This is a genomic window from Kocuria sp. HSID16901, from assembly GCF_003989425.1.
Lineage (GTDB): Bacteria > Actinomycetota > Actinomycetes > Actinomycetales > Micrococcaceae > Rothia > Rothia massiliensis.
Genome location: NZ_RBLM01000006.1, coordinates 30,358 through 43,987, shown reverse-complemented (window position 1 = coordinate 43,987; position 13,630 = coordinate 30,358). Strand labels below are relative to the sequence as shown.

The following is a 13,630-nucleotide window of genomic DNA, read 5'->3' as shown; positions in this document are numbered from 1 at the left end:
GAACTCGAAGAATTCGCTTCCACGACGCAGTTTTTGCCGTGGGTTCACCGCGACGTCGCCGAAATGGCGTTGTCCCGTTAGGGCGGGCCTGTCGGATGAAAGCATGGAACTTATGACAGAAGAGATGATTCACCCGCCGGTGCAAGGGCACTGGCACCAAGAAGCAGGGGTGAAGTACCTGGTGGCCCTTGATGTCGACGGAACACTCGTCGATCATGACGGCCACATGAGCGACGCGGTCCGGCAGGCCGTCCAAGACGTCGCCCGCGAGGGGCACCATGTGGTCGTGTCTACGGGTCGATCGAAAGGTGCCACCCTCCCCATTGTGGAACTCACCGGGATCGAACGCGGATTTGCGGTGAGCTCGAATGGCGGTGTGACCGTGGAGATCGGCCCGGATTTTCGGGAGGGATACCGCGTGGTGGACGCCGTAACCTTTAAGCCTGCCAAGGCGCTCGCGGCCCTCGGAGACCGTCTGCCCGGCGCGAAGTTCGCGTTGGAGGCCGCCGACGGCTCTTTTTACTCCACCGCGCAATTTCAAGATCGCAGTTTTGGCATGGAGGCGCAGCAGGTTTCCTTCGAGGAGCTGCTCAAGCTCGAGGCCGTGCGTGTGGTGGTCTTCTCGAGTGAAATCGATCTGGGGACCTTCTCCGAGATCATCGACGAGGTGGGTTTGCACGGCGTGACGTACGCCGTTGGCTGGACGCCGTGGTTGGATATTGCTGCGAGTGGGGTCTCTAAGGCCTCTGCCCTTGAATTGATTCGTCGCCAGCTGGGTGTGGACCCGGCCCATACGATCGCGATGGGCGACGGACACAACGACGTCGAGATGCTCCAATGGGCCGCGCGCGGAGTGGCCATGGGTCAGGCCCCGGAAGAGGTCATCGCGGCGGCCAACGAAGTGACCGAATCGGTGTACGACGACGGCGCGGCCCGAATTCTCCGCACCATCCTCGCCTAACCGGTTCCTCCCTGGCGCGCGCACGCCGTAGTCTCGAGTGAGAACAACGGACCGGGGAGGATTCATGAAGGTAGCGATTGCGCAGATCAACAGCAGCCACACGGTGGCCGAGAACCTGACGAAGGTTCAGGATTACGCGCGACGTTCGGCCGAGTCGGGGGCCGACGTCGTCGTCTTTCCCGAAGCCACGATGACGGCGTTTGGTTCCGATCTTGCCGCGGCCGCACAGGAGCACGGCGAACACTGGAAGACCGAGTTGCAGTGGCTCGCGGCCGAAACGGAGATCACCGTGATCGTGGGCGAGTTCGCCCCCGCGGAGGACGGCAAGGTGCGCAATATCCTGGCGGTGTACACGCCGTCAGGGGAGCGGCTGGACTACGCGAAAATGCACCTTTACGACGCGTTCGGGTTTACCGAGTCCGAGACCGTGTCAGCGGGTCAGGACGTGGTGGTCGTCAACATTGCTGGGGTCAATGTGGGTCTGAGCTTGTGCTACGACATTCGCTTTCCCAAGTTGTACGCCGAACTCTCCCGGCAGGGCGCCGATGTTTGCGTCGTGAGTGCGTCGTGGGCTGGCGGAGAGGGCAAGGTCGAGCAGTGGGAGACCTTGGCGAGGGCGAGAGCTCTGGATAGCAACACTCTTGTGGTTGCGGTAGATCAGGCCGACCCCGCGGCTTCCGGGATCTCGGTGACCCCCGGCGCGCCCACGGGCGTTGGGCACAGCCTGGTCTCGGATCCATTCGGTCACGTCCTTCACAGTTTCGGTGAGGATGAGCAGTTGCGCGTCATCGAGCTGGATTTGGACGTGGTGCGTCGTGCCGAGAAGTCGATTCCGGTGTTGGAGAACGCGAAGCTGGGGTACTAGTCGGAGACGTCCAGCGTGCTGGATGCCTGTGGTGCCACGGATGGTGTTCCGAATCTTGGTCAGACCATTGACGAACCCCTGATCGATTGGAATTCTCAATGACAAGAGACGGGAAGGGCCGGAGGAGGAAGCCATGATGGACCGCTCCGTGATGGTGGGCAGATTCATCGTGTTGGCGGTGGTGGCCGTTCCGCTGATGGTGGGGTGCACCGAACCTCCCAGCGATTCGACGGTCGTCTCTCCGAGTGCCGAACCCACGGGCGCGGCACATTCTGCCTCGTCATCGGGGTCAGCCTCGTCCTCCGGGAAGTATCAGCAGCTCAGGGTCATTGACGACCCCTGCCACGACTACTGCGTGGAGGGCGGCAGCGTCGAGGTCAAACATCCCCGTTATGGACCCATGACCGTGGTGTCCTATTGGGACAAGCGTTCTGAAGGTGACGGGCCGCCGCGGGGCAACGCGGCCTACGCGCTGTACCAGAACGATAAGCCCATTGGCTACGTTGAGGACACAGACAAAGATCTCCTCTGGTTCGGAACCCGACCGGCCGAAAGCCCGACGTCCGAGAGCTGGAACGTGGAGAACGGCTCCAACGTGGACAAGTACGGCAATGTCTACCTGAGCTACAGCGGCGGCGTCACTGTTTTGACGCCCACCGACCAGGGATACAACTCCTATAACTCCATGCCCAGCGGGGTTAACGCCTACCGGAACACGGACCTTCACATCACGCCCGAGGGCGAACCCACCCTCACGGTGGAGAAGAACGGCAAGAAGACGCTCATGCACTGGGACGGCAATCAGTTCGTGCCCCAGCAAGCCTAGCGATCGACCACCTCGGGGCGATCCTGGTGTGCCTTGGGCGTGTGTCCGGGTTCGTGATCTTCGCGGAGGGCTTTGATGAGAGAGATCCCAAGGGCGGCGACGACGAGCGCGAACGGTAGAGCGGAGAGCATCGCCGCCTGTTGGAGGGCCTCCAACCCACCCACCAGGAAAAGGACGATGGCGCTGAGACCGGTGACCACACCCCACGTCGTGAGGACAGGTCGGCTCGGCTCGAGCGCCCCTCGCGAGGTCAGCATGCTCAACACGAAGGTGTTGGCATCTGCACCCGAAACGAAGAACAGGACCACGAGGAGGATTGCGACGATCGAGGTGACCGTGACCCACGGCATGTGAGCCAGGGTTTCGAAAAAAGCCGAATTAAGGTCGGTGGTCGCCGCTTTGCCGATCCCGGCGTCACCGTCCATGTCGAATTTGATCGCGGTGCCGCCGAAGATGGTGAACCATGCGAAGAATACGATGCTGGGAACCCCCAACACACCCGCCACAAACTGACGAATCGTGCGACCTCGCGAGATCTTGGCGAGGAAAACACCGACGAAAGCGCCCCAACTCAACCACCAGGCCATCATGAAGTAGGTCCAGGACTGGTACCACTGCACGTCGGCGTCGTTAGTCGGCGTCATCAGGCTGACCTTGAGGAAGTCATTGAGGTACTGCCCCAAGGACCGGAAGAACAAGTTTCCTAGGAATCCGGTGGGTCCGACAACCACCACGAAGGCCGCGAGAAAGACCGAAAGTATCGCGGTGATTTGGCTGATGTACCGGATCCCGCGGTGGACTCCCGAGAGAGCCGAAAGCGTAAAAACGACGGTGATGCCGACGATGATCGCGATCTGCACGACGGTTCCATTGGGCAAGCCAAAGACGCGTTCGAGCCCCTCGGATATTTGGGAGGCGCCGAGCCCCAGGGACGTGGTGGTGCCGAAGAGCGTTGCGATCACGGCGAGTATGTCGACGACGTGACCGGCCCAGCCGTCCATGGCTTTTCCAAACACGGGTCGCAACATCGGTGAGATGAGTCCAGTATTGCCACGTCGGTGGGTCGAATAGGCGATGGCTAGGCCAAAGACGCCAAAGACCGCCCACGCGTGGGGACCCCAGTCGAAGAACGAGAACTGAAGGGCCCGCACCGCGGCCTCGGAGGTTCCCGGTTCGGCGAGACCGTGTGGAGGCTTGGTGAAGTGCATGATCGGTTCGGCCACGCCATAACTGATGAGTCCGATGCCCATGACCGCCGAAAGGATCATGGCCAGCCAAGCCCAGGTCGAGTATTCGGGCCGGTCTTGCTCTGCACCCAGGCGAATTCCGCCAAAACGGCTCACAGCCAAATACAGCAAGAGCAGAATGCACCCAAGGGTGACGACGAGGTACGTCCAGCCAATATTTCCGGCCGCCCAGTCCATGACGGTGGTCATCGAGGTGCTGAGCGAGCTGGGGGAGAGGCCGGCCCAAAGAACGAAAACGGCTACTAGGCCTAGGGAACCCCAGAACACGACGCCCGGGCGTTCACGTAGCTTGTGGGCCAAGAGCTGATCCGGTGTCTGGCCCATGCCGAGTCTGTGGCTATCGGCGGAAGACGGCGGAGCAAGGGTCGTCGGAACGTCGGAAATTTCAGGGGTGTCGGTGGAATCCGTGGAGGGCGGCGTACTGGTCATGGGGTCCGTTTCAGGGGCTCCCGAAGCGTGGGCGGTTAGCGGGCGAGGCCGCTCGAATGCCCGGGGCCGTCCGGGCCTGGCCGGGGCCCGACGCTTCAGTCAGGGGGTGGGGCACCTACGTTAGCGCAAAACTGAACTGTGTGATGTGTATGACGACGCCGCTTGGCCGTGGTGGGCCGGTTAACTATCGATCACTTCGATGACCATCGTGCCGGGTTCGAGGGCCTCGAAACTGTGCTCGATGTCCCCGGCGTGAGTCAGGAATTCGCCCGGTTCGAGGACCACGGCCTCGCCGTCGCAGATGACGCGCGCTCGTCCCGACGTCAGGAGCAGGTGCTCCACGGTTCCGGGAGGGTGGGGTTGAGATTTCCGGGCCGGGCCGGGTTCGGCCGTAATTACATAGACATCGCGTCGCATGCCGGTGTGACCTGGGGATAGCAGCGCGGCGGAGTAGGAGGCCGAGGACGACGGCAACTGCGGAAGGTCCTTGAACCGCACCCGCGAAACCTTGGCTCGCGGCGGCTCCAAGAGCTGAGCGACTTGCACCCCGTACGCGGTGGCCAAGGCCCACATGGTTTCGATGCTGGGGTTGCCGGTTCCCGTCTCCAACTGGGAGAGCGTGGACTTACTCACCCCGGCCCTTTTCGCGGCCTCGCTGAGGCTCAAGCCCAGGCGAGCCCGTTCACGTTGCAAGGCCTGCGCCATACGAAGTTTGTGTACTTCGGGTTCCTGGTCCGCTTGCGGCTCGAGTGGGGCGTTGTTCGGAGCATAGTCGGCATCCATGTGTTCATTATATTGGAGAATCGTCTTTCTTGACGAACGATTCGACAGACGGCACTATAAAGGACATGCGTTCGTTATATAGAACGGTCTCCGGGAGGTGGCCGGAATCCCTCACGCGGGCCCATTTTCGGGATGCGGCCGCGATTGCCCTGACCATCGGCGCCGTCGGCATTTCCTATGGCACGATCTCGCAGGCATCAGGATTCGTGATGTGGCAGACCGTCCTCTTGGCCGCCCTGGCCACGAGTGGTGCGGCCGAACTAACCTTCGTCGGCGTCATCGCGGCCGGCGGTGCCCCGATTTTTGCCGTGCTGGGCGGGTTGCTGGTGAACTCCAGGAACTTTGCGTTTGGTCTCGGCGCCGGTGAATACGTGCCGCGCGGTTGGCGACGCTTTTTTGCGGCCCACCTGGTCAACGACGAGACCATCGCATTCGCTCGGTCCGTCCGCGGACGCACCCAGCGGTGGCAGCATTTTGTGCTGATGGGAGCATTGCTCTTCCCCGCCTGGGTGGCAGGCGCAGCCCTAGGCCAGTTCCTGGGGTCCATCATTGATGCGGATGCCCTGGGGCTCGACGTCGCATTCCCCATTATTCTGTTCTGCCTCGTGGTGCAGGATCTCAAGAACCCTCTCCTGGCGATCATGGCGGCTGGCGGCTCCTTGCTCGCCGTCGCTGCAACACCCGTTCTGCCGATGGGCTTGGGCGCGGTCGCTTCCTTGGTGATTCTGATTCCCGCGGCATCTTTCCTATGGACCCGTTCGCGGATCCGTCGAGACCGCACAAAGAAGGGTGACTCTGCATGAACGCGCTGCCATTTCTCCTCGCCATGTCCGGTCTTGTGATCGGGACTTACCTGCTGCGCTACTTGGGGGTGCACCTCGGCAGCTTGGCGGGATCGGGCTCGAACCCGGAGGTCGAGAGCCAATCTCCCGCTCGGATCTGGATGGACCGCGCGACCGTGGTCCTGATCTGCGCGGTTGCCGCAACCACGCTCGTCTATGAAGGGCAGGATTTCGCCGGCCCCTCGCGGGTGATCGGGGCCGGCGTCGGTATCGGGGCAGCCCTCTTCAAGGTGCCCATGCTCCTCTGCGTGATTCTTGGAATGGCCGTATGCGCGGGGCTCAGGCTCTGGGGGATGGCCTGAGATACCTGCCTAGGGCCGTGTCTCCAGGACCTCAGCGATATCGTCGAGAGCCTCTTCGTTCTGAAGTGAGGACCGATCCCCGAGCGTGCGCCCTTGGTAGAGCTCGCCCAGCAGCCGTCGAGTGATCTTTCCCGAACGTGTCTTCGGAATATCCCGGACCACGACGACGTCCTTCGGCTTGGCGATCGGCCCAATCTCCTGGGCCACGTGCGCTCGCAGCTCCTCGCGCAATGCGGCCTCGTCGACGTCGTGGCCTTGAGGAACGGTCACGAAGGCGACGGCGGCGTGGCCGGTCAATGAGTCTTCGATGGGGCATACACCTGCTTCGACGACTCCTTCGTGCGTGATCAATGCCGATTCGATTTCGATGGTCGAGAGGCGATGGCCAGAAATATTGATGACGTCGTCCATGCGGCCCAGGATGCTGATGTCGCCTTCGTCGTCGATTTTGGCGCCGTCGCCGGCGAGGAACCAGCCGCGTTCCCCGTAATGCCGCCAGTAAGAGTCGAGGTATCGCTGGGGGTTTCCCCACACGGTTCGGGCCATGGCCGGTCCGATCTTATCCACGACGATGAAGCCCTGCGTGTGAGGGGGCACGGCGTTGCCCTCCTCATCAACCACCCGAGTCGAGATTCCCGGGATGGGTCCCACCGCGCATCCGGGTTTCGACCGCAGGCGCGGTGACTCGGCGGGAAAGGTCCCGGCAGGGGCGAACTGCGGGTCGTGCGGTCGTGGAGAGCACACGGTCGCACCCGTTTCGGACTGCCACCACGTATCCACGAACGGCACCTCATCGCGGCCGACGTTCCGGCGCAGCCAGGTCCACGCTTCGGGGTTGATGGATTCGCCGACCGAGCCGAGCAGTTTGATCGAGGAGAGATTGTAGGTGGCCGGCAGGCCTTGCGGGAAAGCTCCCATGAGTGAGCGGATGAGGGTGGGGGCGGTGTAGTAGGTGGTCACACCGTATCGTTCGATGATTTCGAAGTGCCGGCCAAAGTGCGGCGTCGACGGCGTGCCTTCGTAGATCACCTCGGACACCCCGTTGAGGAGCGGCCCGTAGATCTCGTACGTGTGGGCCGTGACCCAGGCGAGATCGGCGGTGCACCAGTGGACGGCGGCGTCGACCTTCGCGGGATCATTGACCGCTGACAGTTCATCGGGCCGCAACTCGTTGCCTTCATCGAGGGTCTCCGGGAGGAGATCGAAGAGTAGGGCGTGGGTGTAAGCCGCCTGAGTGAGATAGCCGCCGGTGGTGTGCACCAGCCCTTTCGGCCGGCCGGTGGTTCCCGAGGTGTAGATGATGAAGAGCGGCGTTTCGGCATCAAAAAACTCGGGTTCGTGATGGGTTGAGGCCTTCTCGAGGAGGTCTTGCCACCAGACGTCGCGTCCCCGCTGCCACGGCACCGCGAGTTCATCCTTGGACAGGTATCCCTTGTCGGAAACGTTCAGTTTCATTCCGGACGGCGTGGTCCGGCCCGGCCGTGACGTTCTGCGCACCACGATCACGTGTTCGATGGCGTTATCGCCCTCGCACGCGGCGTCGGCAATGTGTTTGACCGGGACGACGGCGCCGCGCCGGTTTTGACCGTCGGACGTGACCAGGACCTTGGCACCGGTGTCCTCCACGCGGAAACGCAGGGCTTCGGCGGAAAAGCCCCCAAAGACCAGCGAATGGACCGCCCCGATGCGGGCGCAGGCCAGGGTGATGATCACGGTCTCGGGAATGACCGGCAGATAGATGACGACGCGGTCGCCCTTGCCGACACCGAGGGACTCCAGCGCATTGGCCGCCCGGCAGACTTCTTCCAGCAGGCGGTCGTAGGTATAGACCTCTCGGTCGCCCGGCTCGCCCTCGAAATAGAGGGCAACGTGATGGCCTCGGCCGGCCTCAACATGGCGGTCCACGCAGTTATATGCGGCGTTGAGTTCGCCTCCTTCAAACCACGCGATCTCTGGGACGGTGTATTCCGGGGCGCCTTCGGGGCTCGTGCCGGTGTGTTGGGGCCGCTCGAATCGGTGCGCGGTGTGCCACGGGCGGTTCCACGTCAGACGCCCGGCCTGGCTTTCCCAGAACTCAACCCGGGCCTCGTCGGATTCGAGGGCGGGGTTGGGTGTGGGGCGGTTCGGGTCGGAAAAGGCGTAGTCCGCGGGAAGAGGCATGAGATCACTCCATCGAAGCCTGGCTGTAGCACCACGTGGACCCGTCGTGCCGGGGTTGGCCGCCAACGGGGAGGTTGCTGCGACGTCGTCGAGCCAGGTCTCTCGGTCGCTCTGGATGGTTGTCGCGTCCAGTACATCGCGCGAGCCGCATCGCGTGCCACTTTGCACGGAGGTGTTGCGGCGGATGACCCGGCGGCTGTCAAAGTGCGTCATGGGAGCGACGGCGGCGGTCGGTCGACCAGTTGCCATCGCGGGATTTTGCGACGTCGGAGGCCAGAATCACGGCTTGAGAATTGACCTGGGTCACACTGGATGAAATATTAGTGAACGAATGGTCGGTAAATAAATCCGTGAGATGGGTCTCCTGGACCGGGGAGGCCTTGCCGACAGGGCAGTTCGACGCGCCGATCCGAGGCACGTTCGACGACTCGACAAGGAGTTCAGATGACCACCATGCCCCCAGCTTTTCTCGTCGGAGGTGTCCGCACGCCCGTCGGCCGCTACGGGGGATCGCTCTCCTCCGTGCGCCCGGACGACCTGGCCGCGCTGTGCGTCAAGAATGTCGTCGAAAGCGCGGGGATCGATCCGGCCGACGTCGACGAGGTGATTCTCGGCAATGCGAATGGCGCGGGTGAGGAGAACCGAAACGTCGCCCGCATGGCGTGGTTGCTCGCGGGTTTTCCGGACAGCGTTCCCGGGATGACGGTGAACCGCCTGTGTGCATCCGGGATGTCGGCCATCACGGTGGCCTCCCAGATGGTTGCGTCGGGTGCGGCCGACCTGGTGGTCGCCGGCGGGGTCGAGTCGATGTCCCGCGCGCCGTGGGTCATGGAGAAGCCGTCCCGGCCTTTTGCGAAGCCCGGGGAGGTGTTCGATACCTCGATTGGATGGCGGTTCGTGAACCCTCGATTTGAGAAGGGCCCGTTGTCCCGCGAGGGCAAGGCCACCTACTCGATGCCCGAAACTGCCGAAGAAGTCGCCCGGGTGGACGGAATTACCCGTGACGAAGCGGATGAATTTGCTGCGTCATCCCAGGCGAAGGCGGCCGCGGCGATCGAGGCCGGACACTTTGATGCGGAAATCCTGCCGGTGGAGGTGACTGGTCGCAAGGGCGAGGTGACCGTGGTTGCGGTGGACGAGGGCCCCAGGCCCGGCACCACGGTCGACGGCTTGGCCCAACTGCGGCCGGTGGTCCGAGGCGGATCCGTGGTGACCGCGGGAAATTCCTCCTCTCTGAACGACGGCGCGTCGGCGATCCTCGTGGCCAGCGAGCGAGCCGTCAAGAAGTACGGCCTCGAAGCCCGGGCGCGAGTGGTCGCTGGTGCCTCGGCCGGCGTCGCCCCGGAAATCATGGGCATTGGCCCGGTCCCCGCGAGCCGGAAGGTTCTAGAGCGTGCCGGGTGGTCCATCGGCGACCTCGGCGCCGTCGAGCTCAATGAAGCTTTTGCGACACAGTCCTTGGCTTCCATCCGCCGCTTGGGGCTCGATCCGGAGATCGTCAACCGAGACGGCGGCGCGATCGCCCTGGGGCACCCACTCGGTTCTTCGGGATCACGCATCACCATCACCTTGCTCAACCGTATGGAACGCGAAGATGCACGGTGCGGGTTGGCGACGATGTGTATCGGCGTCGGGCAAGGCGCCGCGCTTCTGATCGAAAGGGTATAACCATGACATTGACGGGTGACTTCACCGCCATCACGGCCCAAGAAGGTCCAGACCGACTGCATATCCGTCTCGACCGTCCGGAGGTTCGCAACGCGATCGACGCGACCATGGTCGAAGAACTCCACCGCGTGTGCGACCACCTGGAGTCCGAGCCGAAAATCCTGATCCTCTCCGGAACCGAAGTCAAGGGAAAGGGAGTATTCGCTTCCGGGGCGGACATCCGGCAGCTTCGAGAACGACGTCGTGACGACGCGCTCCGAGGGATCAATTCCCGACTTTTTGATCGACTGGCGCACCTTCCGATGCCGGTGATTGCGGCCGTCGACGGATACGCCTTGGGCGGCGGGGCGGAGTTGGCGTGGGCGGCGGACTTCCGGATCGGAACGCCCCACGTCGTCATCGGCCAGCCGGAAACGGGACTCGGAATCGTGGCCGCGGCCGGCGCGATGTGGCGGCTCCGAGAACTTGCGGGCGAACCATTGGCCAAGGAAATGCTCCTGGCCGGCCGAACCCTCGGCGCCGAGGAGGCCCTCGCGGCGCGACTGATCACCGAAATCCACGAGCCAGAGGCGTTGCTCGACGCCGCCCATGCGCTCGCGGATCGCATTGCGCGTCAGGATCCCCTCGCGATTCGCATTGCCAAGGGGGTTTTTCATGCCCCGCGTGAGGCCCACCCATACGTGGATGAGTTGGCTCAAGCCGTGCTCTTCGAATCAGAAGCAAAATTCGACCGAATGCAGTCCTTCTTGGACCGCCGAAAGGAGCGACGCTCATGAAGCATCCTGACGATACAGAGCAGGCCCTCCCGCAGACCATCGGAGTGCTGGGAGGCGGGCGCATGGGGTCCGGCATTGCGCACGCATTTCTCATTGCGGGGGCGCGGGTGGTGGTCGTCGAGGTCAACGACGACGCCGTCTCGGCCGCCCGAGGGCGCATTGAGAAGGACGTTTCGGCCTCGGTAGAACGCGGCAAAATTGAGGGCACGGCTGGTGAATGGCTTGACCGCCTGAACGTCACCACGGACGCCTCGGCATTCAGTGAGTGCGGCTTGGTGGTTGAGGCCGTCCCGGAGATGTGGGACCTCAAAGTGGAGTCGCTCCGGCGCGCCGAGTCCCAGCTGCACGACGACGCGTGGTTGGCGACGAATACGTCATCGATGTCCGTGGATGGCTTGGCGGGAGAGCTGAAGAGGCCCGAACGGTTTTGCGGCTTGCACTTCTTTAACCCCGTGCCGGCATCGAAGTTGGTGGAGGTCGTGCTGGGCCGGCGGACCTCGGAGGAGCTTCGCGAAAAGGCCCAAGAATGGGTCGCCGGACTGGGCAAGACACCGGTCACGGTGCACGATGCTCCCGGATTTGCTTCGTCTAGATTGGGAGTTGCGCTGTCCCTCGAAGCGATCCGCATGGTCGAAGAAGGCGTGGCCTCCCCTGAAGATATCGATCTCGCCATGACGCTGGGCTACAAGCATCCCGTGGGTCCACTCGCCCTCACGGATATCGTCGGCCTCGACGTCCGCCTGGGCATCGCTGAGTACCTGGAATCCCAACTCGGGCCCCGTTTCGCCCCACCGCAGCTCATGCGCGACATGGTCGAGCGTGGAGAATTGGGGAAAAAGGCGGGGAAGGGGTTTTATTCCTACGAGTAAACCGGGGTCTACTGGTACGTCACGACCCACGGCTTCGGCGTCATCTGGTAGGTCTGCTCCGGCGTCGCCATGGGAGAATCTTCGTCGTAGAAGTTCTTCCACGACATGAAGATGCCCTGCGGAAGGCCCTGTTGGAGGGCATCCCACGTCTGTTTCTTCAGCTCTTGTGAACCGTGGCCGTCGGCGTGCAGGGTCAACGCCAGTTCGGGGTGTGAGGTATTGAGAGTTTCGCGATTTTGAATCATCGATCCCGCGAATTGGTGGATGACCACGGCCTTCTGCGGCAGATCTTCACGGCGGGTGAGGTCTGCGACGTAGTCCATGGACTCGTTGAGTTCGGCGGCGGTGACTGAGCCGATCTGCTCCAACGGGCGTTGACCCGGGGCCAACCGCCATTCGGCGTCGTACCCCACTCCCACGTTCGGATCTTTGAGGATGTCCTCATATTCCTTGACTTGGCTCGTGAAGTCCTGGGCGCCCGGCTGGAAATCCAGGATCACGTACACACCGTTCTTCTTTGCAGCGTCGAGCAACGGCTTGAGGCTTTCGGGAGACAATTCGTTGGAGTAGTCCCCATCTGCTCCGGGGACGGAGTCGGCCACCGTGGCGATGACCTCAAACGCCGGAATGACGGGCTCCTTGCTGTAGGGGTCGTATTGCTTCGCCAGCTCCTTGACCCTCTGGACCGATTCTTCCGGGCCCTGTTCACCGAGCGCTCCGAGGTGTGGATCATTCGGTGCACCGTAGAGGGCCACCATGCGGCGATCGGGAAATACCGTTCTTCCTCCACCGATCAACTCCGATGGTTTATGGGACTCTCCATCTGAGGGAGATGAGCTCTGCCCCGACGAGCTCTGACCGGATGCGCTAGCGGACCCTTGAGCATCTGGGGAATCGGAGGCGCATCCACCGAGCAGGAGGCTAGATAAAGCCAAGGCTCCCAGGCAAAGGTAGGTGGGCAGGGTCCTGCCGAAACTGGGCATACTGTGGTTCTCCGACGGTGTGCGAGGCGTGGTTCTGACGAATGTGTCGGAACCACGATAGCCATTCGCGACCAGACTTACCAGCGAGTATACTCTTGCGAATTTCAACCTCGTGAAGGCGTTTTTCTCCGTCTTGGCTGAGGCCTTGAGGTGCCGAAGTTCTGCCTACGAGGTCTCTGGTGTTCGCGTGTACCGCAGGAGCAACTCGTCGCCCGCCTGGAGCGCCGAAGAGAGTCGCATCCGTGTGGCGACGGCGCGTTCGGCATGACCGATGCGGCTCGCTTTTCCGGCCGTCAACGTCGGGGAGAGGGTCAAGCAGAGTTCGTCGACGGCGTCGGCGGCCACGAAGGCCCCAAAGAGCGATGGCCCGCCCTCGCCGTGGACGGTGCGTAATCCCCGCTCGTGAAGGAGCCTCCGGACCTGAAGTGGCTCGACGTCGTCTCTTCCGGCGGAAACGACATCAGCAACCTCGTCGAGTTCCCGTCGCCGCTCCTCGGGCGCCTCCGTGACCGTCAGGATTACGGGCCGAACCGGCGCCTCGGCAAAGATGGGCGAGCGCGGATCGAGGTTCAAGGTACGGGAAACCACGGCAAAGACTGGGTGGTCGGCCAGCCCCCGCTTGCGGCGCCAGGTCACGGCCTGATCGTCGAGTCGCATGGCACCGTACCCCTCGTGGCGTACGGTCCCCGCCGCCACGAGCACCGCGTCGGCCGGGCGGCGCAACAGATTGAGAACCCGCTGGTCCGCATCGTCCCCAAGACCGCCGGACGCTCCATCCAAGGTTGCGGCGCCATCGAGGGACGCTATGAAATTCATGCGGACCCACGGGCGGTCGTCGGGAAACGCGTAGGTGTCCAGTAGGGCCTCATCGTCCAGGGCCGGGGTATTCGTCGCGATGCGGTGGATCGGTGTGCTCATG

Annotated in this window: 13 protein-coding genes; 8 read left to right on the top strand and 5 right to left on the bottom strand. The window is 63.0% G+C overall.

What is annotated here, in order from left to right:
* Positions 1-103: 103 nt before the first annotated feature.
* The 3 genes from D8M21_RS08760 to D8M21_RS08750 all read left to right on the top strand — a co-directional run bounded on the left by D8M21_RS08760 (position 104) and on the right by D8M21_RS08750 (position 2,652).
* On the top strand, positions 104-961 hold the full coding sequence (locus D8M21_RS08760; protein ID WP_048681476.1) for a Cof-type HAD-IIB family hydrolase: 858 nt from the start codon (positions 104-106) through the stop codon (positions 959-961).
* 64 nt (positions 962-1,025) lie between these two features.
* Entirely contained in the window at positions 1,026-1,826 is an 801-nt protein-coding gene (locus D8M21_RS08755) for a carbon-nitrogen hydrolase family protein (RefSeq protein WP_048681473.1), read from the top strand.
* Between the two features lie 133 nt (positions 1,827-1,959).
* On the top strand, positions 1,960-2,652 hold the full coding sequence (locus D8M21_RS08750) for a hypothetical protein (protein ID WP_048681472.1): 693 nt from the start codon (positions 1,960-1,962) through the stop codon (positions 2,650-2,652).
* Here D8M21_RS08750 and D8M21_RS08745 read toward each other — a convergent pair.
* Positions 2,649-4,328, bottom strand: coding sequence for a BCCT family transporter (locus D8M21_RS08745; protein ID WP_082156789.1), 1,680 nt, complete (start codon positions 4,326-4,328; stop codon positions 2,649-2,651). The two genes, D8M21_RS08750 and D8M21_RS08745, sit on opposite strands and share 4 nt — an antisense overlap.
* A gap of 180 nt (positions 4,329-4,508) precedes the next feature.
* Positions 4,509-5,111: a helix-turn-helix domain-containing protein gene (locus D8M21_RS08740; protein ID WP_126855813.1), complete on the bottom strand. Its 603-nt coding sequence runs from the start codon at positions 5,109-5,111 to the stop codon at positions 4,509-4,511.
* Positions 5,112-5,176: 65 nt separating this feature from the next.
* Between D8M21_RS08740 and D8M21_RS08735 the strand changes: the two genes are divergently transcribed.
* Positions 5,177-5,914: an AzlC family ABC transporter permease gene (locus D8M21_RS08735; RefSeq protein WP_048681467.1), complete on the top strand. Its 738-nt coding sequence runs from the start codon at positions 5,177-5,179 to the stop codon at positions 5,912-5,914.
* A complete protein-coding gene (locus tag D8M21_RS08730) occupies positions 5,911-6,255 on the top strand; it encodes an AzlD domain-containing protein (RefSeq protein WP_053089988.1) in 345 nt (114 codons plus the stop codon). The genes D8M21_RS08735 and D8M21_RS08730 overlap by 4 nt, the downstream gene beginning before the upstream one ends.
* A gap of 9 nt (positions 6,256-6,264) precedes the next feature.
* Here D8M21_RS08730 and D8M21_RS08725 read toward each other — a convergent pair whose 3' ends face one another.
* The gene (locus D8M21_RS08725) at positions 6,265-8,415 is read right to left on the bottom strand and encodes an AMP-binding protein (protein WP_048681465.1); all 2,151 of its coding nucleotides are present in this window, start codon (positions 8,413-8,415) and stop codon (positions 6,265-6,267) included.
* Between the two features lie 453 nt (positions 8,416-8,868).
* Between D8M21_RS08725 and D8M21_RS08720 the strand changes: the two genes are divergently transcribed.
* From D8M21_RS08720 to D8M21_RS08710, 3 genes are read left to right on the top strand one after another with little or no spacing between them, the layout of a single operon-like run.
* Complete coding sequence (locus D8M21_RS08720; protein ID WP_193389225.1) at positions 8,869-10,083, top strand: thiolase family protein; 1,215 nt, start codon at positions 8,869-8,871, stop codon at positions 10,081-10,083.
* Between the two features lie 2 nt (positions 10,084-10,085).
* On the top strand, positions 10,086-10,859 hold the full coding sequence (locus D8M21_RS08715) for an enoyl-CoA hydratase/isomerase family protein (RefSeq protein ID WP_048681457.1): 774 nt from the start codon (positions 10,086-10,088) through the stop codon (positions 10,857-10,859).
* A complete protein-coding gene (locus tag D8M21_RS08710) occupies positions 10,856-11,728 on the top strand; it encodes a 3-hydroxyacyl-CoA dehydrogenase family protein (protein ID WP_048681455.1) in 873 nt (290 codons plus the stop codon). The genes D8M21_RS08715 and D8M21_RS08710 overlap by 4 nt, the downstream gene beginning before the upstream one ends.
* Before the next feature lie 8 nt (positions 11,729-11,736).
* On the opposite strand, the gene D8M21_RS08705 is transcribed toward D8M21_RS08710, so the two are convergent.
* Both D8M21_RS08705 and D8M21_RS08700 read right to left on the bottom strand, forming a co-directional pair.
* Entirely contained in the window at positions 11,737-12,663 is a 927-nt protein-coding gene (locus tag D8M21_RS08705; protein ID WP_238651234.1) for a hypothetical protein, read from the bottom strand.
* A gap of 213 nt (positions 12,664-12,876) precedes the next feature.
* Positions 12,877-13,629, bottom strand: a complete 753-nt coding sequence (locus D8M21_RS08700; protein WP_048681450.1) for a pyrimidine reductase family protein — start codon at positions 13,627-13,629, stop codon at positions 12,877-12,879.
* Between the last annotated feature and the right edge of the window lies 1 nt (position 13,630).

Excerpts from the sequence above, each read along its gene's own strand:
- D8M21_RS08735 (WP_048681467.1), top strand. The coding sequence starts at position 5,177 with ATGCGTTCGTTATATAGAACGGTCTCCGGGAGGTGGCCGGAATCCCTC.
- D8M21_RS08755 (WP_048681473.1), top strand. The coding sequence starts at position 1,026 with ATGAAGGTAGCGATTGCGCAGATCAACAGCAGCCACACGGTGGCCGAG.
- D8M21_RS08760 (WP_048681476.1), top strand. The coding sequence starts at position 104 with ATGGAACTTATGACAGAAGAGATGATTCACCCGCCGGTGCAAGGGCAC.
- D8M21_RS08740 (WP_126855813.1), bottom strand. The coding sequence starts at position 5,111 with ATGGATGCCGACTATGCTCCGAACAACGCCCCACTCGAGCCGCAAGCG.
- D8M21_RS08745 (WP_082156789.1), bottom strand. The coding sequence starts at position 4,328 with ATGACCAGTACGCCGCCCTCCACGGATTCCACCGACACCCCTGAAATT.
- D8M21_RS08710 (WP_048681455.1), top strand. The coding sequence starts at position 10,856 with ATGAAGCATCCTGACGATACAGAGCAGGCCCTCCCGCAGACCATCGGA.
- D8M21_RS08700 (WP_048681450.1), bottom strand. The coding sequence starts at position 13,629 with ATGAGCACACCGATCCACCGCATCGCGACGAATACCCCGGCCCTGGAC.
- D8M21_RS08715 (WP_048681457.1), top strand. The coding sequence starts at position 10,086 with ATGACATTGACGGGTGACTTCACCGCCATCACGGCCCAAGAAGGTCCA.
- D8M21_RS08720 (WP_193389225.1), top strand. The coding sequence starts at position 8,869 with ATGCCCCCAGCTTTTCTCGTCGGAGGTGTCCGCACGCCCGTCGGCCGC.
- D8M21_RS08750 (WP_048681472.1), top strand. The coding sequence starts at position 1,960 with ATGATGGACCGCTCCGTGATGGTGGGCAGATTCATCGTGTTGGCGGTG.
- D8M21_RS08725 (WP_048681465.1), bottom strand. The coding sequence starts at position 8,415 with ATGCCTCTTCCCGCGGACTACGCCTTTTCCGACCCGAACCGCCCCACA.
- D8M21_RS08730 (WP_053089988.1), top strand. The coding sequence starts at position 5,911 with ATGAACGCGCTGCCATTTCTCCTCGCCATGTCCGGTCTTGTGATCGGG.